This window comes from Mesorhizobium sp. M0029 (genome assembly GCF_040323735.1).
Classification (GTDB): domain Bacteria; phylum Pseudomonadota; class Alphaproteobacteria; order Rhizobiales; family Rhizobiaceae; genus Mesorhizobium.
Map to the genome: position 1 here is coordinate 1 of NZ_JAMYVF010000024.1, position 23,973 is coordinate 23,973.

Below are 23,973 nucleotides of genomic sequence, written 5' to 3' on the forward strand. Positions count from 1 at the left end.
GCCGACGCTGCCAAGACGATCGCCCCTTTCCTGATATCTACAAGCGAGCTATCAGACCGCTGCCAGCGCCTGCGTCAGGTCGGCGATAAGATCGTCCGGATGCTCGACGCCGATCGACAGCCTGACCGTGGTCTCCAGCACGCCAATGCGCTGGCGCACGTCGAAGGGAATGCCGGAGTGCGTCATCGCCGCCGGGTGGCTGGCGAGTGACTCCGTGCCGCCGAGGCTCACCGCCAGCTTGAATATTTGCAGCCCGTTGAGAAATGCGAAGGCCGCCTTCTCTCCGCCTTTGATATCGAAAGAAAATGTCGACCCGGCGCCGCTGCATTGCGCCTTGTAGGCCCGTCCCGCTGCCGTATCCTCGCCCAGGAACGGCAGGTAATGCACCTTCTCGACCTTGGCGTGATCGCGCAGGAATTCGGCCACGAGCCGCGCATTGTCGTTGGCGCGCTCCATGCGGATGGACAGCGTCTCCAGCGAGCGGCCGAGCATCCAGCAGGAATGCGGGTCGAGTTGCGTGCCGATGGCGCCGCGCAGCGCCTTGATCGGCTTGGTCACCGCCTTGCTGCCCATCGCCGCACCGGCGATCAGGTCGGAATGGCCGCCGACATATTTGGTCAGCGAATAGACGGAGACATCGGCGCCATGTTCGATCGGCCGCTGGAACACCGGGCCGAGCAGCGTGTTGTCGCAGACGATGATCGGCGTCGAGCCTTGGCTTGCGCCGATCTCGTCGGCAATCTTCCGGATCAGTGCGATGTCGACCAGGCTGTTGGTCGGATTTGACGGCGTCTCGATGAGAATGACCGAGACACGCCCCTTCGCCACCGCTGCATCAGCAGCGGCCCGCACCGCCTTCTCGTCGACGCCGTCGGCGAAGCCGACAGCGCCGATGCCGAAGCCGGACAGCGTGCGCGTCAAAAGCGTCTCAGTGCCGCCGTAAAGCGGCTGCGAATGCAAGATGACATCGCCCGGACGGGCATAGGCGAGCATCGTGGTGGCGATCGCCGACATGCCGGACGAGAACAGGATGCAGGCGTCCGTTCCCTCATAGACCGCCAGCCGGTCCTCGACGATCTCGGAGTTGGGATGATTGAAGCGCGAATAGACCAGGCCGGACGCCGTGCCGCTCGGCGGCTCCTTGCGGCCGGATGTGTAGTCGAAGAAGTCGCGCCCCTCCTCCGCCGATTTGAACCCGAAGGTCGAGGTCAGGAACACCGGCGGCTTGACGGCGCCTTCCGACAGTTGCGGATCGAAGCCATAGCTCAACATCAACGTTTCCGGATGGAGCTTGTGGTTGCCGATGTGGGTTTTCGACGGGCGCGGCGCGGTCATGGCTTTTCCTGCGTTCTAGAGGAGTCTCGTCCAGCAATTTATGCGATCCCGGTCCACCAGTCCTTGCTATTTTCGGCCTCGCATGGCTGCATCCCGGCAACAAATTGCCGAGCGAGAGCAAAAGTGCAGCAGAAGATAGCCGACGATTTCGACCGCAAGATCCTGCGCGAGCTGCAGGCCGACGCCCGCATCACCAACAATGAGCTTGCGGAGCGCATCGGCCTGTCGCCGTCGCCATGTTTGAGGAGGGTACGCCGGCTGGAGGAGGCCGGCATTATCCGGGGCTATACCACGCTGGTCGACCCGGCCGCCTTCGGCTGGAACATGGTCGCCATCGCCACCGTTCGGCTCAGCCGCCAGAACGAGGACGAGATCGTCATGTTCGAGGACGCCATCCGCGGGTGGGAGGAGGTGCTGGAATGCCACCTCGTCACCGGTTCGCGCGACTATGTGCTGAAGGTGGTGACCGGCAGCCTCGAACAGTACGAGCGCTTCATCAAGGAAAAGATCGCGCGGCTGAAATGCGTCGCTTCGATCGAGACCAGCTTCGTCATGAACACCATAAAGGAACGGCGCCTCTGACATTTGGTCAAAGGCGCCGCTCTCGAGGTCGAAATTGCCTGGCCAGGCTTATTTGATCGCCTTGTCGGTGATGGCCGTGGTGTAGGCGCCGGTCGGCGCCTTGGTGATGATCTTCTGGTCGAGCAGCGCCTTGGCGGTGCGCTCGTAGGTCGCCGGGTCGAGCTTGCCGTCGGCATTGTCGATCAGCTTGGCGACTTCGCTCATCATCCGCTTCTGGTGGTTTTCGTCCTGGCCACCGCCGTCCATGACAATGCCCGCGGCCTCGTCATTGTTGTCGATGGCATATTTCCAGCCCTTCATCGAGGCGCGCACGAAACGCACCATCTTGTCTTCGAAAGCCGGATCCTTGAGCTTGTCTTCCGAGGCATAGAGCCCGTCCTCAAGCAGGTCGTTGCCCATCGCCGAGTAGTTGAACACGGTGAGCTGGTCCGGCTTGTAGCCGGCATCGATCAGCTGCCAGTACTCGTTGTAGGTCATGACCGAAATGCAATCCGCCTGCTTCTGGATCAGCGGCTGCACGTCGAAGCTCTGCTTCAAAACCGTGACGCCATCCGGGCCGCCTTCGGTCTTCAGGCCGAGCTTGTTCATCCAGGCGTAGAAAGGATATTCGTTGCCGAAGAACCAGACGCCGAGCGTGTGACCCTTGAAATCGGCTTCGGTCTTGATCGGGCCATCCTTCGGGCAGACCAGCTCCATACCGGCCTTCTTGAACGGCTGGGCGATGTTGACCAGCGGCACGCCCTTTTCGCGCGCGGCGAGCGCCCCGCCCATCCAGTCGACGATGACGTCGGCGCCACCGCCGGCGATCACCTGCTCGGGTGCGATATCGGGACCGCCCGGCTTGATGTCGACGTCGAGGCCTTCGGCTTCATAAAAACCCTTGGCCTTGGCGACATAGTAGCCGGCAAACTGCGCCTGCGTGACCCATTTCAGCTGCAACGTCACCTTGTCGGCGGCCATTGCCTGGAACGCGGCCAGCGACATCGCGCCGGCCAGCATCGGAATGATCAGTCTTTTCATGTTTTTACCCTCTGAAGTTAACACCCGAACCCACCGCCCTATCCACCACGGACAGAGGGATGCCAAAACGTGACGGCTCTCTCGACGAGAGCGACCACGCCATAAAAGACCGAACCCGCCAGTGCTGCAACTGCGATTTCGGCCCAGACCATGTCGATGTTCATCCGCCCGACCTCGGTCGAGATGCGAAAGCCCATGCCGACCACAGGCGTGCCGAAGAACTCGGCGACGATGGCGCCGATCAGCGCCAGCGTCGAGTTGATCTTGAGCGCGTTGAAGATGAAGGGCGCTGCCGCCGGCAGTCTGAGCTTCAAGAGTGTTGGCCAGTAGCCCGACGCATACGTGCGCATCAAATCGCGCTCCATATGGCCGGAGGCGGCAAGACCGGCAACCGTGTTCACCAGCATTGGGAAGAAGGTCATGATGATGACGACCGCGGCCTTGGACGGCCAGTCGAAGCCGAACCACATCACCATGATCGGCGCCACACCGATGATCGGCAGCGCCGAGACCATATTGCCGATCGGCAGCAGACCGCGGCGCAGGAACGGCACCCGGTCCGCGGCGATGGCCACCAGGAAGCCGGCGCCGCTCCCGACGATGTAGCCGAAGATCACCGCCTTGAAGATGGTCTGCCTGATATCGGCGCCGAGCACCGGCAGGGAACTGGCGATGCGCACACCGATGGCGCTCGGCGGCGGCAAAAGGATGAAGGGAATGCCGGCGCCACGCGTCACCGCTTCCCATATGATCAGGATCCAGGCGCCGAAGATCGCCGGGATGATGAGGCGCAGCGCCATCCGCGCCCCTTTTGCCATAGGCCGAAGCCCCGACAGCACCGCCACGCAGCGCCAGGCCAGCAGCCAGGCAGCCGCGAGCAGCAGGAAATAAGGCGCCATTGCCGTGCCTTCGAACCCTGTAATGCCCGAGATCAGCATCCAGGCGACAAGGTGAGCGCCGATAAACAGCACCGCAGCCTCGGCTACCGCCGAAATTCTGATCATCGAGATCAGCCCCGCCAGCACGGCCAGGCCGATCATCGGGGTCTTTATACCGAAATAGGGGTAGTCGAAACTTGCCGTCGGGTCTGCAAGGGTGGCCGCTTCCGGCTTCGACATCGCGCCGAGCGCGACGGCGACGAGGCACAGCGCAATGGCCAGCACGGCTTGCCAGGAGGGCTTCAGCCAGTTCATGCCGGCCTCCCGCCCATCGCGCGGTCAACGAGGCGCCCGGCTATGCCGACCACCATGACCAGAAGGGCCGCCACCACCGAGCCCGCCACAAGGGCGGACCAGATGTCGATGGACTGGCTGTAATAGGCGCCTGCCAAAAGCTTGGCGCCGATGCCGGCGACAGCACCGGTCGGCAGTTCGCCGACAATGGCGCCGACCAGGCTCGCCGCCACCGCCACCTTCATCGAGGTGAACAGGAACGGCACCGAGGCCGGCACCCGCAGCTTCCAGAAGGTCTGCGAGACACTGGCATTGTAGGTGTGCATCAGGTCGAGATGCATGAGTTCGGGCGAGCGCAGGCCCTTCACCATGCCAACCGTCACCGGGAAGAACGACAGGTAGGTCGAGATCATCGCCTTTGGGATCAGACCGCTGATGCCGATCGCCCCCAGCACGACGATGATCATCGGCGCCACCGCCAGAATGGGAATCGTCTGGGAGGCGATGATCCACGGCATCAGGCTGCGGTCGAGCGTCGCCACATGCACGATGCCAACCGCGATGACGATGCCGAGCGCCGTGCCGAAGGCAAAGCCGAGCAACGTCGACGACAGGGTCACCCAAGCATTGTAGACGAGGCTTCGGCTCGATGTGATGGGCCGCAGGAAGGTGTTCTCGAAGAAGTTCACCGCCACCTGATGCGGCGCCGGCAGCGTCGGCTTGGGCTGCGACAGCGTCTTGCCGATGAATTCGACTCTGTCGGTGGTTTCCCCGGCGCGCCGGTCGAGGTCGCGCTGGAAGGGCGCGTTTAGGATGACGGCGAAGACATACCAGAGCACCACCACGCCCAGGAGGATGGAGGTCACGGGGATGAATTTTTCGCGGAAGGTGTCCATCTAGCGCGCCTCGCCAGCGGGGCGCCCTCCTCTCCCCAACGGGGAGAGGGTGGCCGGAGCGAAGCGGAGGTCGGGTGAGGGGGTAGAAATCTTTCCGTCGAGACAAGCCAAGATCGTATCCAGGACCGCTCGGCGCTCAGCCAAAACTTCGTGATTCCAGAAGCGCAGAACCGAATAACCTTGTCCGTTCAGCCAGGCTGTCCTGGCGGGATCGGTCAGTGAATCCGCGTGTTGGCTGCCATCAAGTTCGACAATCAGCCCCTGCTCGCGGCAGACGAAGTCCGCGATGAAAGGTCCGAGCGGCACTTGCCGCACAAATTTGTAGCCGTTGAGATGACGTCCTCTCAATTCCCCCCAAAGCCGGTATTCAGCTTCGGTCTCGTCAAACCGCAGCTTTCGGGCGCGAGCGGTTGCCCCGACATTTCTCTTGGTCGGATCCGTCGGCGCCGCCCCCTCACCCGACCTCCGCTTCGCTCCGGCCACCCTCTCCCCGTTGGGGAGAGGAGCCAGCCGGTCGTTCGCCCCCTCAATCATCATAGCTGTGCCCTGCCCTCAAGCCATCGCGTACCCTGGCCGCGATCGCCAAAAATTCCGGCGTCTCGCGGATGTCCAGTGGCCGCTCCTTTGGCAGCGTCGATTCGATGATGTCGGTAACCCGACCTGGGCGCGGCGACATGACGACGATGCGCGTCGACAGATACACCGCCTCGGGGATGGAATGGGTGACGAAGCAGATCGTCTTGTTGGTGCGCGCCCACAATTCCAGAAGCTGTTCATTGAGATGGTCGCGCACGATCTCGTCCAGCGCGCCGAAGGGCTCGTCCATCAGCAACAGGTCGGCGTCGAAGGCGAGCGCGCGGGCGATCGAAGCGCGCTGCTGCATGCCGCCGGAAAGCTGCCAGGGGTATTTCTTCTCGAAGCCGGAGAGGTTGACGAGCTCCATCGTTCGCTTGATGCGCTCGGCCTGCTCCGCTCTCGAAAGGCCGATGATCTCCAGCGGCAGCGCCACGTTACGCTCGATCGTGCGCCACGGGAAAAGGGCTGCCGCCTGGAAGACGTAGCCATAAGCGCGTTTCTCGCGCGCCTGTTCCGGCGTCATGCCGTTGACCGAGATCGTGCCCGATGTCGGTTTTTCCAGATCGGCGATGACGCGCAGCAAGGTGGTCTTGCCGCAGCCCGATGGGCCGATGAAGGAGACGAACTCGCCCTTGCCGATGGTCAGGTCGACATTGGAGAGCGCCTCTACCGGACCGTCATTGGTCTGAAAGGTAAGGCCAAGTCTGCTTGCCGAGACGACGGCTGGCGATTGTCCCGTCATCGCTTCCTGCCTGCCTCTCGCAGCCGCCCAGGATGAAATGCCGTTGCATTCGCGTTGATGTTGCTTTCCACTCGTCCAATCCCACCCAATCGACGCCCGGAGCCTTGCCGATGTCGCCCAAACCCACTTGTCACCTTATCCGTCCTGAAAGCACTTATGAAGGCAAGCAGGGATTGACCTATTTTGCCGGCATTGCCGCCGAGACGGTAGGCTCGTCCGGCATCTGCATGCATCTGCTCACCCTGCCGCCCGGCGCCCGCGCCAAGGCGCATTTGCATGAAAGCCATGAGACGGCGATCTATGTGCTCTCGGGCGAGGTCCACACATGGTATGGCGAAAGGCTCGAGAACCACATCGTCGTCAAGGCCGGCGACCTCTTCTACATCCCGGCCGGCGTACCGCATCTGCCGGCCAATCTGAGCAACGCCCCGTCCTCGGCCGTCATCGCCCGCACCGATCCCAATGAACAGGAAAGCGTCGTCCTGTTGCCGGAACTGGATGCGCTGGTGGCCTGACGCTGACGGGACTGCCGTCATTTGCACCGCGCCACTTCGCCCATGACATTGCCGTCGTCGTCGGCGACCGTCAGCTTCTTGGCGTTCTTGGCGCTGCGCTTGATGGTGAATTTGGTCGGCGCCTGTCCTTCTTCGCCTTCCGCCTCGCATGTTGCCGTCACCACCAGCGACCCATCAGCCTGCGCCTGCTTGTCCGTGAAGGTGCAGGCGCTGGCGGCGGTGACCAATGCCTCGTCGGTCAAAAGCAGCATCCGATCGGCGGCGACTTCCTGGCCGTTGCGGTTGATGCAGCCATATTTGTCCCCATAGGGTTTCGTCAGGTCGATGCCTGCCGCAAGGGCCTGACCCGCAGCCAGAACGACTACCATCGCAACAGACGGCCCCAAACCGCGCGCGCTCATTCCCCCAGCTCCAACGTCACGAACACGGTTGCAACGGCCCCATTTCTTCAAGACCGGGAATGGTCACGAAGAACCCACCCTCGCCCTTGTTGGTGACCACAACGGTTTCAGCCGTCGTCCCCGCCTCGCCTTCGGCGGAACAGGTCGCATCAAGCGATTGCGTGCCCGGCGCCCACGTCAATAGCTGCGCGAACCGGCAGCCGCTGCCATAGGTCTCGATGCCTTCGGCGGTCAGCACGATATAATCGTCCCGGCCCTGAAAACCGGCCTTTGCAAAGACACAGCCGGCATCGTTGCCCCAGGAGCCGGCCAGCCTCTCGGCCCCTGTTGCCGGACCAGCGACCACCATCGCCACGACCAGTGAAATGAGCGCCCCCGGGCTCCGCAACGTCAAACGCCTGTCGCCGGAATGCCGGTGCGTTCCACCTTGCGCGGCGCGGTAATGTCCTTCCAGGTCGACAGAGCCCGGTTGACCGCCGCGTTCGGCTCGCGGGCGACGAATTCGCCATGGCCGGGCTTGGCCTTGACCTCCGCTTCCTCGACCGACAATTCGCCGCGCGAAAAGACGAAGCGCGGCAGGCCGGTCACCTCAAAACCTTCGAAGACGTTGTAGTCGATCACCGATTGCTGCTTCTTAGAGGTGATGGTCTTCTTGGCGCTGGGGTCCCACACCACGATGTCGGCGTCCGCGCCTTGGACGATGGCGCCCTTCCTAGGATACATGTTGAGGATCTTGGCGATGTTGGTCGAAGTCACCGCGACGAACTCGTTCATCGTCAGCCGCCCGGTGTTGACGCCCGTCGTCCACAGCACGGGCAAGCGGTCTTCAAGCCCGCCAGTGCCGTTCGGGATCTTGGTGAAATCGCCGACGCCGTTGCGCTTCTGCTTGGTGGTGAAGGCGCAGTGGTCGGTCGCCACCACCTGCAGCGATCCCGCCTGCAGGCCGGCCCACAGCGAATCCTGGTGCAGCTTGTTGCGGAAGGGCGGGCTCATGACGCGGCGCGCCGCGTGGTCCCAATCCTTATCGAAATACTCGCTTTCATCCAGCGTCAGATGCTGGATCAGCGGCTCGCCGAAAACCCGCATGCCCTTCTGGCGGGCGCGGCGGATGGCTTCGTGGCTCTGCTCGCAGGACACATGCACGACATAGAGCGGCACGCCGGCCATGTCGGCGATCATGATGGCGCGGTTGGTCGCCTCGCCTTCCACTTCCGGCGGCCGCGAATAGGCGTGTCCCTCGGGGCCATTATTGCCGGCGGCGAGCAGCTTTTGCGACAGCGCCGCAACCACGTCGCCATTCTCGGCATGAACGAGCGGCAGCGCGCCGAGATCGGCGCAGCGCTGGAACGACGCGTACATCTCGTCGTCGTCCACCATCAGCGCGCCCTTGTAGGCCATGAAATGCTTGAACGAGGTAATGCCTCTGTCGACGACGGTGGCCATCTCGTCGAACACCTGCTTGCCCCACCAGGTGATCGCCATGTGGAAGGAGTAGTCGCAGGCAGCCTTCGAGGTCTTGTTGTCCCACATCTGCAACGCTTCCAGCAGCGATTGCTGCGGCGCCGGCAGGCAGAAATCGACCACCATCGTGGTGCCACCGGAAAGGGCCGCGCGCGTCCCGGACTCGAAATCGTCGGCCGAATAGGTGCCCATGAACGGCATTTCGAGATGGGTGTGCGGATCGATGCCGCCCGGCATGACGTAACAGCCGCTGGCGTCGAACTCATGGTCGCCATGCAGGTTCGAGCCAATGGCGACGATCTTGCCGTGCTGCATCAGCACATCGGCCTTCCAGGTGCGGTCGGCGGTGACGATGGTGCCGTTTCGGATGACTTTGGTCATTGTCGTGTTCCCTTGTTCTCTTCGCGCTTCTTGTGAGCGTCGTTTTGAATACAGATCTTAGTTCACGCCACGATCCCCGCTGTCTCTACCACCGCATGGAACAGCACGTCGGCGCCGGCGCCGGCCCATTCCTTGGTGATTTCCTCGGCCTCGTTGTGTGACAACCCGTCAACGCAGGGGCACATCACCATGGCGGTCGGCGCGACGCGGTTGATCCAGCAGGCGTCGTGGCCGGCGCCGGATACGAGGTTGCGGTGGGAATAGCCGAGCCGCTCGGCGGCGTCGCGGATCGCCTTGACGCAGCCGGCATCGAAGGTGACCGGATCGAAAGCGCCGACCTGCTCGACCTTGTACTGGATGTCGAGCGCCTCACAGATCGTGTCGATGCCTTCGCGTATGCGCCCATCCATCGCGTCCAGCACTTCCTTCTCGGGCGAACGGATGTCGATGGTGAAGACGGTGCGTCCCGCAATGATGTTGCGCGAGTTCGGAAACACCTCCATGTGGCCGACCGCGCCGACGGCGTCGGGCTGGTAGTCCATGGCGATCTCATGCACCAGCTCGACCACGCGCGCCATGCCTAGACCGGCATTACGGCGCTTGGGCATCGGCGTCGAGCCGGTATGCGCCTCCTTGCCGGTCAGCGTTACCTGCAGCCATTTCAGGCCCTGGCCGTGGGTGACGACGCCAATGTCGATGCCTTCGTCCTCGAGGATCGGCCCCTGCTCGATATGCAGTTCGAAGAAGGCGTGGATCTTGCGGTCGCCGACCTTCTCGGTTCCCTTCCAGCCAATGCGCTCCAGCTCCTCGCCGAACTTTTTCCCCTGTTTATCGGTGTGCTGATACACGTCCGCCTGCTCGAGCACACCGGCGAACACGCCGGACGCCATCATCGCCGGGGCAAAGCGCGAGCCTTCCTCATTGGTCCAGTTGGTAACGACGATCGGATGCCTGGTCTGGATGCCGAGATCGTTAAGTGAGCGGATGATCTCCAGCCCGCCGAGCACGCCGAGCACGCCGTCATACTTGCCGCCGGTCGGCTGCGTGTCGAGATGGCTGCCGACATAAACCGGCGGCAGGCTGGGATCAGCACCTTCCCGCCGGGCAAACATGGTGCCCATCTCGTCCAGGCCCATTTCAAGCCCGGCCGCCTCGCACCAGCGCTTGAACAGATGCCGTCCCTCGCCGTCCTCGTCGGTCACGGTCTGGCGATTGTTGCCGCCCGCAATACCGGGGCCGATCTTCGCCATCTCCATGATGGAATCCCACAAACGGTCTGAATTGATTCGCAGATTCTCGCCTGGGGCGGCCATTCAAAGTCCTCTCATTTCATATAACCAACCGGGCGGCGGTTCCCGCCGCCGCCCGACTGGCTGGATAGATTAGTCGATCGCCCTCAGCACTTCTCTGACATGGTCGATCAATTCGTTGATCTGGCCCTTGGTGATGATCAGTGGCGGCGACAGCGCGATGATGTCGCCGGTGGTGCGGATCAGCGCGCCGCGCTCGAACGCCTTTACGAAGGCCGAGAAGGCCCGCTTGGTCGGGCTGCCTGCGATCGGCGCCAGTTCGATCGCGCCGATCAGGCCGATGTTCCTGATGTCGATGACATGCGGCTCGCCCTTCAGCGAATGCAGCGCATCTTCCCAGTACGGCGCCAGTTCCTCGCCGCGGGTGAGCAGGCCCTCTTCCTTGTAGGTGTCGAGCGTGCCGAGTGCCGCGGCGCACGCAATCGGATTGCCCGAATAGGTGTAGCCGTGGAAGAACTCGATCATGTGCTCGGGGCCGCTCATGAAGGCGTCGTGGATTTCCTTCTTCACGAACACCGCGCCCATCGGGATGACGCCGTTGGAGACGCCCTTGGCGGTGGTCATGATGTCGGGCGTGACGCCGAAATAATCCGCTGCGAACGGCGCGCCGAGACGGCCGAAACCGGTGATGACCTCGTCGAAGATCAGCAAAATGCCGTGCTTGGTGCAGATCTCCCGCAGTTTCTGCAGATAGGCCTTCGGCGGCAGGATGACGCCGGTGGAGCCGGCGACCGGTTCGACGATGACGGCGGCGATGGTCGAGGCGTCATGCAGGGCAACGATGCGCTCCAACTCGTTGGCGAGTTCCGCGCCATACTCCGGCACGCCCTTGGAGAAGGCGTTCTTTTCCGGCAGATGCGTGTGCGGCATGTGGTCGACGCCGCCGAGCAGCGTGCCGAACATCTTGCGGTTGGTGACGATGCCGCCGACCGAGATACCGCCGAAATTGACGCCGTGATAGCCGCGTTCGCGGCCGATCAGGCGGGTGCGCGCGCCCTCGCCCTTCACACGGTGATAGGCGATCGCCATCTTCAGCGCGGTTTCCACCGATTCCGAACCGGAATTGGTGAAGAAGACATGGTCCATGCCCTTGGGCGCGAGGTCGACCAGGCGGTTGGCCAGTTCGAACACGATCGGGTGACCCATCTGGAAGGCCGGCGCATAGTCGAGTTCGGCGGCCTGATGCTGGATCGCCTCGGTGATCTTGGGACGGCAATGGCCGGCATTGACGCACCAGAGGCCCGCGGTGCCGTCGAGCACCTTGCGGCCGTCGCTGGTGGTGTAGTGCATGTCCTTGGCGGACACGAACATGCGCGGCGCCTGTTTGAACTGCCGGTTTGCCGTGAACGGCATCCAGAATGCGCTGAGATCGTTCGGCGTGACTTTCAGCCGGTTGGACATGACCAAGACTTCCCCTTGTAACCTGTTTCGGTGCGGCTAACGCTTGGTCTTTCCAAAGCTTGGTCTTTGCTGCGTTTTCATGCTACGCAAATTTTTGACCGATTGGACAAACGTTAGCACCGCCCTGTCGGCGGTCAAGGGATTACTAGCGGAAATGCGGCCTCCGAAGTGCGCTCCACGGGTAAGAGAAAAACTGGTCCAGAGAATTGGTCCAGATGACCCGCTCGGCCAAGGCTTGCAGGGGTGAGCGGCGCCATGGAAGGCTCAGCCCCTCGCCGCACCCGCATCCAGCAGGAAAAGCGCGAACTGATCCTGGAGGCAGCCCTCGAAGTCTTCTCCGCCAACGGCTTTCGCGGTTCGACCATCGACCAGATCGCCGAGGCCGCCGGGATGTCGAAGCCGAACCTGCTCTATTATTTCCGCCGCAAGGAAGACATTCACGAGACACTGATGGAGCGGCTGCTGGCGACCTGGCTGGCGCCGCTGCGCGAACTCGACGATATCGGCGATCCCCTGACCGAGCTCAGGAGCTACATCAGGCGCAAGCTCGAAATGGCGCGTGATTTTCCCAGGGAGAGCCGGCTGTTCGCCAACGAGATCCTGCAAGGCGCGCCACGCATCATGCCGCTGCTGGCGGGTGAACTGAAGACACTGGTCGACGAGAAGGCCAACGTCATCAAGGGCTGGATGCGCGCGGGAAAAATCGCCCGCACCGATCCCTGGCACCTGATCTTTTCGATCTGGGCGACGACGCAGCACTATGCCGATTTCGATGTCCAGGTCCGTGCCGTGCTCGGCGCCGATCGCGGCGGCGACGGCCGCTTCGAGGATGCGGCGCGCTTTCTCGAACAGCTGTTTATCGATGGGCTGAAGCCGAAGCCCTGATAACTGCCGCGGTGCTCAGTTGCGTGATGCTCAGTTCCTTGGAGGTATTGCTTTCCATTCGTCATAAGATGCCTGATGAAGAACTCCCCTAAACGCTACGAGCTTGCCCTGTTGCGGTGTGATCTTTAGCTTCGTCGGCATTTTAGGTGTGATGGCTCCGCCGAGTGGAGCAATAGCAAAGCCATTCACCACTATGCCGTTGTCCAGGGTGATGCCTTTGTTGAACCCACCCCGATGCGGCACTCCACCGTTCATCTCGATTATGATTTCACCCTCTTCGTTGTCTATCAAAACAAGAAATGAGGGATTCGGCTCCATGAGGTGAGAAGCCGAAATTACGATGTCCACGGCAACAGACGGATTACCTGAAAAGCTATAGGTGAGATTGGAGAATCCCATATGCTGCGGGGTGAACGTATTATTTCCTTGGATGACATTCACGATCTGAACAATCGCTGCTTCAATCCCATTGGCGAACATATCGATGTAGACGTTCTGAAGAAGTACAGGCGGCATTGTGGAGCCATCCACACGAACGGGAATGATTTTGCACTCGCCCTTCGTGGCTTTATATAATGCGTTCTGCCATTCGAGCTTGACCATGTTGCTCTGAAGACTTTTTCCAGAAACAAAGAAAAAAACAAACTTTGGCGAAGTCAGGCCTTCGTTCATTTTATCAATGATGCCATCGCCTGGCTGTATTGACCAGCTGTCGTAAAAAACCTTGTCCTGCCCAAAAATTTCGCGGAGCCGAAGTGCAACCGGTTCAATAACGGGCTTGTCCGCGTGATTATGACTTAAAAAGATCATCTATGTGCCTCCCCGGAAATTGTCTCGGAGAGGTAGGAACTTGCATTCACAACGTCAACTAGGCACTGCGCCGTTCGACAGGCAGCGCGTCCACCAATGCCTGCAGCTTGGCGACCGAATTCTGCTCGGCCAGCGGCGTGTAGACGATCAGCTTCATGTCCGAGCCGTCATCGATCGACAGGCTCATATGCTCGAACGCCATCGCGCCGGCGATCGGATGGCGCAGATACTTCTTGCCGGAGAGACGATGCACCACATCTCGCTGCGGCCACCACTCCCGGAACTCCGGGCTCGACCGCATCATAAGCGCGATCAGCCGCTCGAAATCCGGGTCGCCGGTGTATTTCGCGCTCTCGGCGCGAAACGCCGCAAGGGTGGCGCGCGCCAGCTGTTCCCAGTCGACCAGCAAATGGCGCCGGTGCGGATCGGTGAACACGCCATGGAGGATGTTACGGGCGTCGCCCTCCAACAAGCCGTAATCGCCGAAAATGGCAACCGCCCCGGCGTTCCAGGCCAGCACATCCCAGCGCGGCCCGACAATATAGGCCGGTTGCAGGACGAGACTCTGCAGCATGTGCAGCAGGGGACCTTCGACCTTGACCGGGGTAATGCGCCGCCGCTCGGGCTGCTGGCGGCCGGCCAGCGTGAACAAATGCCGCTTCTCGGCGGCATCGAGGCGCAAGGCCTCGCAAAGCGCCGTCAGTACCTCCACCGAAGGCCGCACATCCCTGCCCTGTTCCAGCCAGGTGTACCAGGTCGTGCCGACGCCGGCGATCATCGCCACCTCTTCGCGGCGCAGACCGGGCGTACGCCGCCTCGCGCCGGCCGCAATGCCGGTGGCTGACGGCGAAAGCCGTTCGCGGCGCGAACGCAGGAAGGCGCCAAGCTCGGGCCGGCGGCTGTCTTCGGGCGATGGTGCGGAAGCATCCATGAGGGCGCAGTATAGCAGTATCGATACCAGGATAAAGTTTGAACTGTTTGGCGAGCGCAAAGCGCACCATCTTGGCATCCAGAGCGAATATGGAGGCTCCCGACATGGACCTGAAAGACAAGACAATCCTCATCACCGGCTCGACCGACGGCGTCGGCCGTGTCGTCGCGCAAAGGCTGGGCGCCGGCGGCGCGCGCGTGCTGGTGCATGGCCGTGACGCGGCTCGCGGCAAGGCAACCGTCGCAGAAATCGAATCCGCCGGCGGCAAAGCCGAGTTCCTCGCCGCCAACCTCGCCTCGCTAGCCGAGGTCCGCCGCCTCGCCGAGGCCGTACGCGCAAAAACCGACCGGCTCGACATCCTCATCAACAATGCCGGCATCGGCACGGCCGGCGCCAAGCGACAGCTCAGCGCCGACGGCTTCGAACTGCGCTTTGCGGTCAACTATCTCGCCGGTTTCCTGCTGACCTCGGAACTGCTGCCGCTGCTCAAGGCGAGTTCGCCGGCGCGCATCATCAACGTCGCCTCGGCCGGCCAGCAGGCGATCGATTTCGGCGATGTCATGCTGACACGTTCCTATGACGGCGTGCGCGCCTATTGCCAGAGCAAGCTGGCGCAGATCCTGTTCACCATCGACCTGGCCGGAGAGTTGAAAGGCAGCGGCGTCACCGTCAACGCTCTGCATCCAGCGAGCTACATGAACACCACCATGGTCCGCCAAGCCGGCGTGACGCCATGGAGCTCGGTCGAGACCGGCGCCGACGCCATTCTCAACCTCGCGACATCGCCCGCCCTGGAGGGCCGCAGTGGCCTCTATTTCGATGGCCAAAAGGAATCCCGCGCCGAAGCACAAGCCTATGACGCCAAGGCCAGACAGCAATTGCGAACCCTGAGCCTCGACTTCGTCGGCCAGGCTTCCCCAAAATCGAAGGAACAGCATTCATGACCGGCAAGATCGAACACACGGTCGTCGTCGGCGGCTCATCCGGCATCGGCCTGGCAACGGCGCGAAAACTGCTGGGCCCAGGCATGAAGGTGACCATCACCGGACGAAACCAGGACAAGCTCACCAGCGCCTGGAAGAGTTTCGGCGGCGCCGCCGAAAAAGCTGCCTTCGATGCTTCGAAGCCGGACGAAGTCCGCCAGTTCTTTGGGGAACTCGGACCGTTCGATCACCTCGTGCTGGCTGCCAGCGGCGGCAAGGGACTTGGGCGGTTCGAAACCCTCGACCTCTCAGACATCGCCGGCGGCGTCGACGAGAAAGTCAGGCCGCAGCTGTCCTGTTTGCAGGCAGCCTTACCGACGCTCAACAGATCGGGATCGGTCACTTTCATCTCGGCGGTGTCGGCACAATTGTCGGCGCCCGGCGTGGCTGGCATTGCCGCCGTCAACGGCATGCTGCTGACGGTGGTGCCGATCCTGGCGGTCGAACTGAAGCCTCTGCGCGTCAACGTCGTGGCGCCCGGCGTCATCGACACGCCATGGTGGGATTTTCTGGCCGAAGACCAGCGGCAGGCGGTGTTCAGCGAATATGCCGGCAAAACCCCGGTGGGCAGGATCGGCCGCGCCGAAGACGCCGCCGGCGCAATCGCCTTTCTCGTCTCCAACGGCTTCATGACCGGCCAGGTGCTGACCTGCGATGGCGGTTTGCGCTTCGCGGCGTGACCTACAGCGACTGTGCGATCAGCGTGAGAAAGCCTCCGGCCAGGGCGACGTTGCCGACGAAGCCGTTGATGCGCGAGGCCCGGTCCGGGCCCTGATGGTCCCAGAAATTGTGGAACATCGGCGTCGCGACAATGAGAAACAGCACCAGCACAGCACTGGCGATCGCGGTCCACAGGCCGGCCATCACCAGCGCGCCGGCAATGGTCTGCAGGACGATGCCGGCCCACAACGCCAATCTCGCCTGCGGCACGCCGCGCGCGGCCATCAGCCCGGTCAGGAACGCCTCGTTTTGAACATTGCGCAGTCCCGCGACAACGAAGGCGCCGCCAAGCAACAGGCGGCCGAGAAACAACAGGGTCGAAGGCAAATCGACAGGCATGAAATCTTCCCCGTACTTAAGCATGAAACAGGTGGAGCGCCGCCCTTTCCACGGCGCTCCATGACTAACCGGACGGTCAGGCTGCTTTGGCAGCCGGCATCGGGTGAATGGCGTGGAACGGGATGCAGAGCCGGTTCCAGGTGTTGATCATGCCGATCGCGACCGACAGCTTGACCAGTTCCTCTTCCGAGAAGTGCTCTAGCGTGCGGGCATAGAGTTCGTCCGAAACGCCATTGTTGGCGATCAGGGTCGTTGCCTCGGTCCAAGCAAGCGCCGCGCGTTCGCGCTCGGAAAACAGCGGCGATTCCTTCCAGGCCGAAACCAGATAGAGCCGTGTCTCGGTTTCGCCATCGCGCCTCGCCTCGCGGCTATGCATCTCGACGCAGTAGGAGCAGCCATTGATCTGCGAGGCGCGGAGCTTGATCAAATGCAGCAGGCTCACTTCAAGCCCGCATTCGTCGACCGCCTTGTTAAGCGCCGACACGGCTTTCATGATCTCAGGCGCCTTGGCGAAGAATTGCAGTCTCTGTTTCATGGTCTTTCCTTTCACATCTGTTTGGCGGGGGATTAAATCTGTTTGGTCGAAGCGGGTTTCTGCGGCCGCTGATGGCGCGCCACAAAGGCACAGCTGGCGGCAAACGATCGCGGATCGCCTTCGGCCTTGTAGTCAGCCACGATGTCGGACAACCGAGTTTCCGCGAGAGCGGCACGATAGGCACGCTCGGCTTTCAGCATCGCGGCATTGATGCCGCACGGCTTCACATAGGCCGAAGCATCGATCTTGACCGGGCCGCGCTGGCGGATCTCGCCGCAGCGGAAGGCCGGCTCGCGACCCTCGACCGCAAGCACGATATCGAGCAGCGTGATGCGCTCGGCCGGACGCGCCAGCCGGTAGCCGCCCGCCGGTCCCGGCACCGATTCCAGGATGCGCGCAGCCGTCAGCTGGTTCAGATGTTTCAGCAGATAGCTCGGCGACAGGCCGAAGGACTCTGCCAAGGCAGCACCCGGCATCGTGCTGTTGCCCTCCACGCTGGCCAGTGTGGCCGCGCAATGGATGGCCGCTTCTACACCTTCGCCCAGCTTCATGATGTTGCGCTCCTATTCATGGATATCTTATATCGTGGATAAATTTTATCTGCAATAGGGAAATGCGGAAATTCACATATAGCAATGGCTTCACAGAACTTGGGCATCCCGGTCTGCAGCCTGCACACATTTCCGGGCGGCTGGTCTGTGGCGATAGCGTGTATGGCGGCTTGGCGCATGCATTGTCTTATATTGCGCTGATCGACCCCCACTCCGTCTCGGCTTCGCCGAGCCACCTCTCCCCCGATCGACGGGGGAGAGGAACGGCGCCAAGTTTTTTGCCGTCCAACGTTCGTCCAGTAAAGCTCCCTTCCTTTCCCTCCGGAGGGAGGAAAGGCGGCGCTGCGAAGCAGCGACGGATTGGGGGAACCACGTGGCAACCAAGCCCTCACGCCGACCAGTCACAGAAGATGAGTGCACAACGTAGACGTCGATCGGGGCGAGGAACCCAAGTCTACTCTGCGGCCACCTTGGCCATCGGGTTGTTCGGGTGCGTCGTCCAGTTGGCATAGACCGGCGACACCGGCTTGCCGGTGCGCTGGTCCATGACGCCGGCGGCCAGCGGCTCCATGGTGATGCAGTTCTCGACCGGGCAGACATTGACGCACAGATTGCAGCCGACGCATTCGGCCTCGATCACCTCGAAATGCCTGACGCCGTCGACCATGTTGGTGATTGCCTGGTGCGAAGTGTCCTCGCAGGCGATGTGGCAGCGGCCGCATTTGATGCAGGCGTCCTGGTCGATATGCGCCTTGGCGATGTAATTGAGGTTGAGATACTGCCAGTCGGTGACGTTGGGCGTGGCGCGGCCGACAATGTCGTTGAGCGAGGCGTGGCCTTTCTCGTCCATCCAGTTTTGGAGACCGGCGATCATCTCCTGCACGATCTTGAAGCCGTATGTCATCGCCGCCGTGCACACCTGCACATTGCCGGCGCCGAGCGCCATGAATTCAGCCGCATCGCGCCAGGTGGTGATGCCGCCAATGCCGGAGATCGGCAGGCCGCGCGTTTCCGGATCGCGGGCGATCTCGGCCACCATGTTCATGGCAATCGGCTTCACCGCCGGGCCGCAATAGCCGCCATGCGAGCCCTTGCCGTCGATGGTCGGCTGCGGCGCGAAGCTATCGAGGTCGACGCCGGTGATCGAGTTGATGGTGTTGATCAGCGACACCGCGTCGGTGCCGCCGGAGAGTGCGGCGCGCGCCGGCTTGCGCACATCGGTGATATTCGGCGTCAGCTTGGTGATGACAGGCATGCGGGTGTTGGCCTTGCACCAGCGCACCACCATTTCGATGTATTCCGGCACCTGGCCGACAGCCGCGCCCATGCCGCGTTCCGACATGCCGTGCGGGCAGCCGAAATTGAGCTCGATGCCGTCGGCTTCGGTCTCCTCGACCACCGGCAGGATCGCCTTCCAGCTTTCCTCGACGCATGGCACCATCAGTGAGACGACGATGGCGCGGTCGGGCCAATCCTTCTTGACCTCCTTGATCTCGCGCAGATTGACCTGCAAATCGCGGTCGGTGATCAGCTCGATATTGTTGAGGCCGAGCAGGCGCCGGTCCGCCCCCCAGATCGCGCCATAACGCGGGCCGTTGACGTTGACCACCGGCGGACCTTCTTCTCCCAGCGTCTTCCACACGACGCCGCCCCAGCCCGCCTTGAAGGCGCGGATGACATTGTAGGCCTTGTCGGTCGGCGGCGCCGAAGCCAGCCAGAACGGATTGGGCGATTTGATGCCGACGAAATTGTTGCGGATGTCTGCCATGACAGGTCCCTTTCAACCGAGACGAAGGAGCATTTCCACGGGTGCGAGAATGCCGCCTTTAAGCGCGGGGGTGAGATTGGCGATCTTGGTGCCGGCGTTCTCGCCCATGATAAGATTAACGCCAGGCGGCGGCTTTTTTCCTTCCGCCTGCGCCGCAGCCATGCGCGCCCGTATCGAGTCGAAAAATTCGATGGCGAAGGCGCCACGAGGGCGCTCGGCGGTTACAGAGAACCCCGCGGCGGCGGCAGCCGAACGATAGTCGTCGGGCGTGGCAACGAAGGACATGCTCTCGTCGGATGCCCATGGCAGCGGATAGGTCAGCGCACCTGCCTTGAGCCGCATCACATCGTAGACGGCAAAGATGCCGCCCGGCTTGAGCACACGCGCCGCCTCGCTCATCAGCTTTTTCTTGTCGGGAAGATTCATGCCGACATGCAGGATCATGGCCGTATCAAAGCTTTTGTTGCTGAACGGCATGTCCAGCGCGCTGCCCTGCACGAACCGGACTTTGTCGGCCATTCCCACCCGCTTCGACAGGCTGGTCGCGATGTCGACATAGCTTTGCGTCAGATCGATGCCGGTGACATCGGCGCCGGCATTGTTGGCGGCGAAGCGGGCTGGACCACCCACGCCGGAACCAATGTCGAGCAGCCTGGCCCCCGGCTTCAAACCCATCTGGCCGATGAGTTCCCTGGTGGCGGCGATACCGCCAATGTGGAACTCGTCGACCGCTTCGAGATCGCCAGCGCGTAAATGGGCAATTTCCACGCCGGTATCGGCGAGCACGGCAAGAATGTGCTGCTCAAGATCCGAGACGTCGTAGTGACGGGCGATGCCCGATTCCACTGAGGCCATGATCTCTATCCCTGTGTCAGACTCCGGTTGATGCTCTCCGCCGCATCGCGGCCTTGCGCCACGGCCGAAACCGTCAAATCGTCACCGCCAAAAATGCAGTCGCCGCCCGCCCAGACATTGGCGAGCGAGGTGCGCCCTTCCGCATCGACCTTGATGCGGCCGGCTTCGAGTTCGATCGCAGCACCGCTGCCGTTGAGTGCCGCCGGCACAAAGCTCTGGCCGATCGCCTTGAACACCTGGTCGGCGGCCAGCGTCAGCCGCTCGCCGGTGCCGGCAAGCCTGTCGCCGTTCATCGCGGTGTATTCGAGCTCGATGCCCGACACTTTGCCGGCCTCAGTGATGACCCGCTTCGGCTGCAGCCAGTGGCGGATGGTGACGCCGTTGGCGGCTGCCAGATCCTGCTCGAACTCGGAAGCGTTCATGTGTTCCTGGCCGCGCCGGTAGCAGATCGTCACCTCCTCGGCGCCGAGCAGCTTCGACTGCACGGCGGCGTCGATCGCCGTCATGCCGCCGCCGATGACGACGACGCGCCGGCCGATTGGCAGGCTCGCGAGATCGCTGGCCTGGCGCAGTTCGGCGATGAATTCGACTGCATTGACGACGCCACCGACCTCCTCGCCATCGGCGCGCAGCGCATTGACGCCGCCAAGCCCCATGCCGAGGAAGACGGCATCGTAATTCCGGATCAGGTCCGACAGCCGGTAGTCGCGGCCGAGCGCCCTGCCGTTCTGGATATCGATGCCGCCGATCCCCGTGACATAGTCGACCTCGGCCTGGGCGAAATTGTCGATGCTCTTGTAGGCGGCGATGCCGTATTCGTTGAGGCCGCCGGCCTTCGGGCGGGCTTCCAGTATGGTCACCTCGTGGCCATGGCGGGCGAGCCGGTGCGCCGCGGCTAGGCCGGCCGGACCGGCGCCGACCACGGCGACCGACTTGCCGGTCGATTCAGCGCGCGAATAAAACTCCTTGTGCTCGGCCATGGCGACATCGGTGGCGTAGCGCTGCAGGCGGCCGATCTGCACCGGCTTGCCTTCCGCCACCTCGCGCACGCAGACCTCTTCGCACAGCGTCTCGGTAGGGCAGACGCGGGCGCACATGCCACCTAGTATGTTCTGGTCGAAAATCGTCTTGGCCGAACCGATCGGGTTGCCGGTCGATATCTGGCGGATGAACAGCGGAATGTCGATCGAGGTCGGGCATGCATTCATGCACGGCGCGTCGTAGCAGAAATAGCAGCGATCGGATTCGACCAGCGCTTCGTGGTGATCGAGCGGCGGATGCAGATCGGAAAAATTCTCGGCGTACTGGTCGGCGGCAAGCCGGCCGCCGGCAATGCCGTCCTTGAACTGGCCTTCTGGCATCGTCAGTTCCCCTGTTTTCGTTTTGGGGAAGGCTAGCACGTTTTATTTTTTTATCAATTGGTCAATTTTCGACCCAAGCCGCTGAAAAGACTAGCTGATAATATGATTTAGTTGCTCATGTTATGAGTGACGGTTGCGTCCTCAAAGAGGGGAGCGCGACAAGCTCCAAGTCGCGGCAAGCTGTTCCAGGTCAGCGCGAAATGATAGGGCGCTTGAGCACGATGCGCGGCTTTCATTCAACGGAGAAGGCGATGACCGATGATAGGGAGACGGCTCACCGGTGGGAGCCCGTGGGAGATTTACCTCTGGCTGCCTGTCAGGTGTGGCGTCTAAAATCCGACAATAACTTTGAGCTGACCGTCGAAGGCGACTTCGGGACATCGGAACGAACTCTCAAGATCGATTTTCAAGGGGTAGTAGCCCTGGCTGCCCATGATGACATGCTGGGACTGACCAAAATCCGTGCGGACACCTCGATCCCATTGATTGGATCTGGCAGGCAAGCCTCCTACAGGTGGCCGATCCTGCGAGTGGAGAACTCGCACTGGTTGCGATCGACACTTGGCCCGACAGATGACTGTACGCATTTTCTGCTGCTCAGTCTCGAATGCACGGTTGAGGTCATTGCTCGTGAAGCCACTCCTTCTTGGATCTGATCACCCGGGGAGCGAAACGCCTTGAAACCGCATACGCTCCGGCACAGGCCAAGATTGGTGGCTGTTCGCTACGAAGGTGCCAGCTGTAGGCTGGCATCTGAGCGGCCGCCATGGATCGACCTGATCTCGTCGGCAACCAGTTGCTGCAGTCGCCACAGATTGCGGTCGCAAATGCCGAATTCCTCGAGGTGGCTGACGGTGTTGTAGAGATATTCGGCACCCGAGCCGACATGGCCGCAGGCCCGCGCCAACACCCGCGCCACCCGATCTAGCGGCTGCCCAAGCGAGGTTCCCCTGCCCGTCACCCCGACCCAGAAGCCGAGCGCCCGTATCCGGCCCTGCTCCGTGCGCACGGGAACCCACCGGACCGAGCTGACACTCTCATGGTCGTCGATCTCGCGCCGCAACAGTCTTTCGATCTGCTCCGGCTTGTCGCCGTCGGGCAGGCGGTAGATGACGCCGTCGCATCGGCCGCCGCGTTCGAGCGCCATCATCAGCCCCGGCTGCGCGACGCTGCCGCGCCAGCGCACCATGTCGAGGCAGAACGAGCGATGCCAGCCAAACGCAGTGGCGCGCTGGCGTTCGACGGACTCGAAAGCCGGCTTCCAGATCAGCGAGCCATAGGCGAACACCCATAACGGCCCCGCATCGGCTTCGTCGGAGAGCCGTAAGGCAAGCGTGCGAAAATCCTCGTCGTTCAGCTGCGTCCAGCTGCCGTCCGGTCCGGGATCGACCTCTTCGCGATGACACAGTGACACAAGCTCAGGCGTGAGCGACATAAGGCGCATGAAACGACTACCCCTCGTTTGCCCAAGGAAAGTCGAAAACCGCCGCACGTGCAAGGCGCCGGTGGGGCGAAGTGCGGAACGATGTGTCAACGCAGCCGTTGAATTTTCTCCGGTTCGCTGTCGGATTCGCGTCGCTGAAAACGTCCTTTGATGGATCGGACGACGATCTATGCATAGGTGAGGAGACCGAGAATGCCGAGATCCCCAATGCCCTTCTTCTGGTACGAGTTGATGACCAGCGACCTCGATGCGGCGCAAGCGTTCTACACCACCGTGGTCGGCTGGCGGGCTGAGCCCTTCGACAAGGCGCCCGGCATGCCGCGCTATATCGTGGTGAACTCCGCCGAGCGTGGCGTCGGCGGGCTGATGACCCTGCCCGAGGAAGCAGCCAGGACGGGTCTGAAGCCGGCCTGGTTCGGCTATATCCACACCAGCGATACCGTTGCCTCGACCGAGGCACTGAAAGCGGCCGGCGGGGCTGTTCACCGCGAACCCGACGACATTCCCGGCGTCGGCCGCTTCTCCGTCGTCGCCGACCCGCAAGGCGCCGCCTTCATGTTCCTGCAGCCCAATGGGCCCGACCAGCCCGTCCTTCCGGCAACGACGCCGGGCCATGTCGGCTGGCACGAGCTTTATGCGTCCGACCGCCAGAAGGCCTTCGATTTCTACTCAAGCCAGTTCGGCTGGACTGATGCCGGTAGCATGGACGTCGGCGAGATGGGCATCTATCAGACCTTCTCAGCCGGCCCTGAATCCGGCGGCGGCATCATGAACAAGCCGCAACAGCTGCCGATGCCGGTCTGGCTGTTCTACTTCAATGTCGACGCCATCGACGCAGCCGCCAAACGCGTCACCGACAATGGCGGCAAAATTGTCATGGGTCCGATGCCGGTGCCGACCGGCCAATGGATTGCCCAGTTCACCGATCCGCAAGGCGCTTATTTCGCGCTGATCGCGCCGGGCCGCTGATCCCCTCCGGTACTCGCCTGCACGGAACTG

The 23,973-nt window shown here is 62.3% G+C and carries 27 protein-coding genes; 7 read left to right on the top strand and 20 right to left on the bottom strand.

Annotation, left to right across the window (positions count from 1 at the left end; all coding sequences use genetic code 11):
* Window positions 1-51 precede the first annotated feature (51 nt).
* Window positions 52-1,335, bottom strand: coding sequence for a cystathionine gamma-synthase family protein (locus NKJ76_RS28125; protein ID WP_352538877.1), 1,284 nt, complete (start codon window positions 1,333-1,335; stop codon window positions 52-54).
* Between the two features lie 123 nt (window positions 1,336-1,458).
* Here NKJ76_RS28125 and NKJ76_RS28130 point away from each other — a divergent pair, with 123 nt between their 5' ends.
* Window positions 1,459-1,917, top strand: a complete 459-nt coding sequence (locus NKJ76_RS28130; RefSeq protein WP_023682177.1) for an Lrp/AsnC family transcriptional regulator — start codon at window positions 1,459-1,461, stop codon at window positions 1,915-1,917.
* Window positions 1,918-1,965: 48 nt separating this feature from the next.
* On the opposite strand, the gene NKJ76_RS28135 is transcribed toward NKJ76_RS28130, so the two are convergent.
* The 5 genes from NKJ76_RS28135 to NKJ76_RS28155 are packed head-to-tail and all read right to left on the bottom strand — an operon-like array spanning window position 1,966 to window position 6,323.
* Window positions 1,966-2,937, bottom strand: coding sequence for an ABC transporter substrate-binding protein (locus NKJ76_RS28135; RefSeq protein WP_023682178.1), 972 nt, complete (start codon window positions 2,935-2,937; stop codon window positions 1,966-1,968).
* A gap of 38 nt (window positions 2,938-2,975) precedes the next feature.
* Window positions 2,976-4,130: an ABC transporter permease gene (locus tag NKJ76_RS28140; RefSeq protein WP_023712052.1), complete on the bottom strand. Its 1,155-nt coding sequence runs from the start codon at window positions 4,128-4,130 to the stop codon at window positions 2,976-2,978.
* Window positions 4,127-5,005 (bottom strand): ABC transporter permease, encoded by an 879-nt coding sequence (locus NKJ76_RS28145; RefSeq protein ID WP_352538878.1) that lies wholly within the window; start codon window positions 5,003-5,005, stop codon window positions 4,127-4,129. The genes NKJ76_RS28140 and NKJ76_RS28145 overlap by 4 nt, the downstream gene beginning before the upstream one ends.
* The gene (locus tag NKJ76_RS28150; RefSeq protein WP_023705579.1) at window positions 5,006-5,542 is read right to left on the bottom strand and encodes an endonuclease domain-containing protein; all 537 of its coding nucleotides are present in this window, start codon (window positions 5,540-5,542) and stop codon (window positions 5,006-5,008) included. It lies immediately after the preceding gene.
* Window positions 5,532-6,323, bottom strand: coding sequence for an ABC transporter ATP-binding protein (locus NKJ76_RS28155; protein WP_023687997.1), 792 nt, complete (start codon window positions 6,321-6,323; stop codon window positions 5,532-5,534). Before NKJ76_RS28155 ends, NKJ76_RS28150 begins: the two co-directional genes overlap by 11 nt.
* Before the next feature lie 110 nt (window positions 6,324-6,433).
* Here NKJ76_RS28155 and NKJ76_RS28160 point away from each other — a divergent pair, with 110 nt between their 5' ends.
* Window positions 6,434-6,838 (top strand): cupin domain-containing protein, encoded by a 405-nt coding sequence (locus NKJ76_RS28160; RefSeq protein ID WP_031251090.1) that lies wholly within the window; start codon window positions 6,434-6,436, stop codon window positions 6,836-6,838.
* A gap of 17 nt (window positions 6,839-6,855) precedes the next feature.
* Here NKJ76_RS28160 and NKJ76_RS28165 read toward each other — a convergent pair whose 3' ends face one another.
* The 5 genes from NKJ76_RS28165 to aptA all read right to left on the bottom strand — a co-directional run bounded on the left by NKJ76_RS28165 (window position 6,856) and on the right by aptA (window position 11,792).
* Window positions 6,856-7,239 (bottom strand): hypothetical protein, encoded by a 384-nt coding sequence (locus NKJ76_RS28165; RefSeq protein ID WP_031251092.1) that lies wholly within the window; start codon window positions 7,237-7,239, stop codon window positions 6,856-6,858.
* A gap of 16 nt (window positions 7,240-7,255) precedes the next feature.
* Complete coding sequence (locus NKJ76_RS28170) at window positions 7,256-7,633, bottom strand: hypothetical protein (RefSeq protein WP_352538879.1); 378 nt, start codon at window positions 7,631-7,633, stop codon at window positions 7,256-7,258.
* Window positions 7,630-9,081 (bottom strand): dihydropyrimidinase, encoded by a 1,452-nt coding sequence (gene hydA, locus NKJ76_RS28175; protein WP_027050645.1) that lies wholly within the window; start codon window positions 9,079-9,081, stop codon window positions 7,630-7,632. Before hydA ends, NKJ76_RS28170 begins: the two co-directional genes overlap by 4 nt.
* A 62-nt stretch (window positions 9,082-9,143) precedes the next feature.
* Complete coding sequence (locus tag NKJ76_RS28180) at window positions 9,144-10,394, bottom strand: Zn-dependent hydrolase (protein WP_023804952.1); 1,251 nt, start codon at window positions 10,392-10,394, stop codon at window positions 9,144-9,146.
* Window positions 10,395-10,463: 69 nt separating this feature from the next.
* Complete coding sequence (gene aptA, locus NKJ76_RS28185) at window positions 10,464-11,792, bottom strand: omega-aminotransferase AptA (RefSeq protein WP_352538880.1); 1,329 nt, start codon at window positions 11,790-11,792, stop codon at window positions 10,464-10,466.
* Window positions 11,793-12,047: 255 nt separating this feature from the next.
* Here aptA and NKJ76_RS28190 point away from each other — a divergent pair, with 255 nt between their 5' ends.
* Window positions 12,048-12,677 carry a TetR family transcriptional regulator C-terminal domain-containing protein gene (locus tag NKJ76_RS28190; RefSeq protein WP_352538881.1) on the top strand — a complete coding sequence of 210 codons (630 nt, stop codon included), beginning with the start codon at window positions 12,048-12,050 and terminating at the stop codon, window positions 12,675-12,677.
* Window positions 12,678-12,707: 30 nt separating this feature from the next.
* On the opposite strand, the gene NKJ76_RS28195 is transcribed toward NKJ76_RS28190, so the two are convergent.
* Entirely contained in the window at window positions 12,708-13,487 is a 780-nt protein-coding gene (locus NKJ76_RS28195) for a toll/interleukin-1 receptor domain-containing protein (protein ID WP_352538882.1), read from the bottom strand.
* Between the two features lie 58 nt (window positions 13,488-13,545).
* The gene (locus NKJ76_RS28200) at window positions 13,546-14,418 is read right to left on the bottom strand and encodes a helix-turn-helix transcriptional regulator (RefSeq protein WP_352538883.1); all 873 of its coding nucleotides are present in this window, start codon (window positions 14,416-14,418) and stop codon (window positions 13,546-13,548) included.
* A gap of 104 nt (window positions 14,419-14,522) precedes the next feature.
* Between NKJ76_RS28200 and NKJ76_RS28205 the strand changes: the two genes are divergently transcribed.
* Together NKJ76_RS28205 and NKJ76_RS28210 are read left to right on the top strand one after the other, a co-directional pair.
* Complete coding sequence (locus tag NKJ76_RS28205; protein ID WP_352538884.1) at window positions 14,523-15,362, top strand: SDR family oxidoreductase; 840 nt, start codon at window positions 14,523-14,525, stop codon at window positions 15,360-15,362.
* Window positions 15,359-16,081, top strand: coding sequence for an SDR family oxidoreductase (locus NKJ76_RS28210; protein WP_352538885.1), 723 nt, complete (start codon window positions 15,359-15,361; stop codon window positions 16,079-16,081). The genes NKJ76_RS28205 and NKJ76_RS28210 overlap by 4 nt, the downstream gene beginning before the upstream one ends.
* Window position 16,082: 1 nt before the next feature.
* Here NKJ76_RS28210 and NKJ76_RS28215 read toward each other — a convergent pair whose 3' ends face one another.
* The 6 genes from NKJ76_RS28215 to NKJ76_RS28240 all read right to left on the bottom strand — a co-directional run bounded on the left by NKJ76_RS28215 (window position 16,083) and on the right by NKJ76_RS28240 (window position 21,530).
* Window positions 16,083-16,460: a DoxX family protein gene (locus tag NKJ76_RS28215; RefSeq protein ID WP_023690828.1), complete on the bottom strand. Its 378-nt coding sequence runs from the start codon at window positions 16,458-16,460 to the stop codon at window positions 16,083-16,085.
* Between the two features lie 76 nt (window positions 16,461-16,536).
* A complete protein-coding gene (locus NKJ76_RS28220) occupies window positions 16,537-16,995 on the bottom strand; it encodes a carboxymuconolactone decarboxylase family protein (protein ID WP_023668206.1) in 459 nt (152 codons plus the stop codon).
* Between the two features lie 32 nt (window positions 16,996-17,027).
* Window positions 17,028-17,546, bottom strand: a complete 519-nt coding sequence (locus NKJ76_RS28225) for an RrF2 family transcriptional regulator (protein ID WP_023697058.1) — start codon at window positions 17,544-17,546, stop codon at window positions 17,028-17,030.
* Window positions 17,547-18,000: 454 nt separating this feature from the next.
* Window positions 18,001-19,314 carry an NAD-dependent dihydropyrimidine dehydrogenase subunit PreA gene (preA, locus tag NKJ76_RS28230; protein WP_352538886.1) on the bottom strand — a complete coding sequence of 438 codons (1,314 nt, stop codon included), beginning with the start codon at window positions 19,312-19,314 and terminating at the stop codon, window positions 18,001-18,003.
* A gap of 12 nt (window positions 19,315-19,326) precedes the next feature.
* Window positions 19,327-20,169 carry a class I SAM-dependent methyltransferase gene (locus tag NKJ76_RS28235; RefSeq protein WP_352538887.1) on the bottom strand — a complete coding sequence of 281 codons (843 nt, stop codon included), beginning with the start codon at window positions 20,167-20,169 and terminating at the stop codon, window positions 19,327-19,329.
* A gap of 5 nt (window positions 20,170-20,174) precedes the next feature.
* The gene (locus NKJ76_RS28240; protein ID WP_352538888.1) at window positions 20,175-21,530 is read right to left on the bottom strand and encodes an NAD(P)-dependent oxidoreductase; all 1,356 of its coding nucleotides are present in this window, start codon (window positions 21,528-21,530) and stop codon (window positions 20,175-20,177) included.
* 212 nt (window positions 21,531-21,742) lie between these two features.
* Here NKJ76_RS28240 and NKJ76_RS28245 point away from each other — a divergent pair, with 212 nt between their 5' ends.
* The gene (locus NKJ76_RS28245; RefSeq protein ID WP_352538889.1) at window positions 21,743-22,186 is read left to right on the top strand and encodes a hypothetical protein; all 444 of its coding nucleotides are present in this window, start codon (window positions 21,743-21,745) and stop codon (window positions 22,184-22,186) included.
* Window positions 22,187-22,254: 68 nt separating this feature from the next.
* On the opposite strand, the gene NKJ76_RS28250 is transcribed toward NKJ76_RS28245, so the two are convergent.
* Complete coding sequence (locus tag NKJ76_RS28250) at window positions 22,255-22,974, bottom strand: gamma-glutamylcyclotransferase (protein ID WP_352538890.1); 720 nt, start codon at window positions 22,972-22,974, stop codon at window positions 22,255-22,257.
* A 192-nt stretch (window positions 22,975-23,166) separates the two neighbouring features.
* On the opposite strand from NKJ76_RS28250, the gene NKJ76_RS28255 reads away from it, so the two are divergent.
* Window positions 23,167-23,943 (top strand): VOC family protein, encoded by a 777-nt coding sequence (locus NKJ76_RS28255; RefSeq protein WP_352538891.1) that lies wholly within the window; start codon window positions 23,167-23,169, stop codon window positions 23,941-23,943.
* Window positions 23,944-23,973 lie beyond the last annotated feature (30 nt).

What these genes read in the sequence shown, in the direction of transcription:
- NKJ76_RS28125 (WP_352538877.1), bottom strand. Translation starts at nt 1,335, where the DNA reads ATGACCGCGCCGCGCCCGTCGAAAACCCACATCGGCAACCACAAGCTC.
- NKJ76_RS28135 (WP_023682178.1), bottom strand. Translation starts at nt 2,937, where the DNA reads ATGAAAAGACTGATCATTCCGATGCTGGCCGGCGCGATGTCGCTGGCC.
- NKJ76_RS28140 (WP_023712052.1), bottom strand. Translation starts at nt 4,130, where the DNA reads ATGAACTGGCTGAAGCCCTCCTGGCAAGCCGTGCTGGCCATTGCGCTG.
- NKJ76_RS28145 (WP_352538878.1), bottom strand. Translation starts at nt 5,005, where the DNA reads ATGGACACCTTCCGCGAAAAATTCATCCCCGTGACCTCCATCCTCCTG.
- NKJ76_RS28150 (WP_023705579.1), bottom strand. Translation starts at nt 5,542, where the DNA reads ATGATGATTGAGGGGGCGAACGACCGGCTGGCTCCTCTCCCCAACGGG.
- NKJ76_RS28155 (WP_023687997.1), bottom strand. Translation starts at nt 6,323, where the DNA reads ATGACGGGACAATCGCCAGCCGTCGTCTCGGCAAGCAGACTTGGCCTT.
- NKJ76_RS28160 (WP_031251090.1), top strand. Translation starts at nt 6,434, where the DNA reads ATGTCGCCCAAACCCACTTGTCACCTTATCCGTCCTGAAAGCACTTAT.
- NKJ76_RS28165 (WP_031251092.1), bottom strand. Translation starts at nt 7,239, where the DNA reads ATGAGCGCGCGCGGTTTGGGGCCGTCTGTTGCGATGGTAGTCGTTCTG.
- hydA (WP_027050645.1), bottom strand. Translation starts at nt 9,081, where the DNA reads ATGACCAAAGTCATCCGAAACGGCACCATCGTCACCGCCGACCGCACC.
- NKJ76_RS28180 (WP_023804952.1), bottom strand. Translation starts at nt 10,394, where the DNA reads ATGGCCGCCCCAGGCGAGAATCTGCGAATCAATTCAGACCGTTTGTGG.
- aptA (WP_352538880.1), bottom strand. Translation starts at nt 11,792, where the DNA reads ATGTCCAACCGGCTGAAAGTCACGCCGAACGATCTCAGCGCATTCTGG.
- NKJ76_RS28190 (WP_352538881.1), top strand. Translation starts at nt 12,048, where the DNA reads ATGGAAGGCTCAGCCCCTCGCCGCACCCGCATCCAGCAGGAAAAGCGC.
- NKJ76_RS28195 (WP_352538882.1), bottom strand. Translation starts at nt 13,487, where the DNA reads ATGATCTTTTTAAGTCATAATCACGCGGACAAGCCCGTTATTGAACCG.
- NKJ76_RS28200 (WP_352538883.1), bottom strand. Translation starts at nt 14,418, where the DNA reads ATGGATGCTTCCGCACCATCGCCCGAAGACAGCCGCCGGCCCGAGCTT.
- NKJ76_RS28205 (WP_352538884.1), top strand. Translation starts at nt 14,523, where the DNA reads ATGGACCTGAAAGACAAGACAATCCTCATCACCGGCTCGACCGACGGC.
- NKJ76_RS28210 (WP_352538885.1), top strand. Translation starts at nt 15,359, where the DNA reads ATGACCGGCAAGATCGAACACACGGTCGTCGTCGGCGGCTCATCCGGC.
- NKJ76_RS28215 (WP_023690828.1), bottom strand. Translation starts at nt 16,460, where the DNA reads ATGCCTGTCGATTTGCCTTCGACCCTGTTGTTTCTCGGCCGCCTGTTG.
- NKJ76_RS28220 (WP_023668206.1), bottom strand. Translation starts at nt 16,995, where the DNA reads ATGAAACAGAGACTGCAATTCTTCGCCAAGGCGCCTGAGATCATGAAA.
- NKJ76_RS28225 (WP_023697058.1), bottom strand. Translation starts at nt 17,546, where the DNA reads ATGAAGCTGGGCGAAGGTGTAGAAGCGGCCATCCATTGCGCGGCCACA.
- preA (WP_352538886.1), bottom strand. Translation starts at nt 19,314, where the DNA reads ATGGCAGACATCCGCAACAATTTCGTCGGCATCAAATCGCCCAATCCG.
- NKJ76_RS28235 (WP_352538887.1), bottom strand. Translation starts at nt 20,169, where the DNA reads ATGGCCTCAGTGGAATCGGGCATCGCCCGTCACTACGACGTCTCGGAT.
- NKJ76_RS28240 (WP_352538888.1), bottom strand. Translation starts at nt 21,530, where the DNA reads ATGCCAGAAGGCCAGTTCAAGGACGGCATTGCCGGCGGCCGGCTTGCC.
- NKJ76_RS28250 (WP_352538890.1), bottom strand. Translation starts at nt 22,974, where the DNA reads ATGCGCCTTATGTCGCTCACGCCTGAGCTTGTGTCACTGTGTCATCGC.
- NKJ76_RS28255 (WP_352538891.1), top strand. Translation starts at nt 23,167, where the DNA reads ATGCCGAGATCCCCAATGCCCTTCTTCTGGTACGAGTTGATGACCAGC.